1 tRNA gene and 2 rRNA genes are annotated in these 624 nt (G+C 44.9%); all 3 read left to right on the top strand.

The window, feature by feature from the left end:
* A 16S ribosomal RNA gene (locus tag D6853_RS15220) occupies window positions 1–69 on the top strand; the annotation flags it as partial.
* 66 nt (window positions 70–135) lie between these two features.
* A 5S ribosomal RNA gene (gene rrf, locus D6853_RS15215) occupies window positions 136–253 on the top strand.
* Window positions 254–258: 5 nt separating this feature from the next.
* Window positions 259–331: transfer RNA gene (locus tag D6853_RS15210), tRNA-Ala, on the top strand.
* Window positions 332–624: the final 293 nt, after the last annotated feature.

Below are 624 nucleotides of genomic sequence, written 5' to 3'. Positions count from 1 at the left end.
GGTCGGATAACTGGGGTGAAGTCGTAACAAGGTAGCCGTAGGAGAACCTGCGGCTGGATCACCTCCTTTCTAAGGAATAGGAATGAAGTAGGGAGTTGCATTGCTGTCTAGTTGTCAAGAAGACAACAAAATTCTTCCGGTGGCGATGCGCTATGGGGAAACACCCGTACCCATCCCGAACACGACGGTTAAGACCATAGCGGCCGAAAGTACTATACTGGTAACGGTATGGGAGGATAGGTGGCTGCCGGATCAAATGGGGGTGTAGCTCAGTTGGGAGAGCACCTGCCTTGCAAGCAGGGGGTCATGAGTTCGAATCTCACCATCTCCATTAGTCAGCTTATGCTGATGAATTGTACCTTGAAAACCGAATACTGAAAGAAAGATTTTAATCAGAAACTACGATTAAAAGACATCGAAAATCCAGAAACAATCAAGATTTTAGTTTTAGATATAAAGTGATAACGCTATATCACTTATATCAGAGAATAGTTATCGAAAGATACGACTGATTCTATACAGCTGACCACTTACGAAAGTAAGGGTAATGGTTAAGCTTTATAGGGCGCAGGGCGGATGCCTTGGCACTAAGAGCCGAAGAAAGACGTGATAAGCTGCGAAAAG

Origin of the sequence: Butyrivibrio sp. X503, assembly GCF_003625475.1 — a bacterium.
In the GTDB taxonomy this organism is placed as follows: domain Bacteria; phylum Bacillota; class Clostridia; order Lachnospirales; family Lachnospiraceae; genus Butyrivibrio.
The sequence above is the reverse complement of the archived record's forward strand: the minus strand, read 5'-3'. Positions and strand labels throughout refer to the sequence as shown.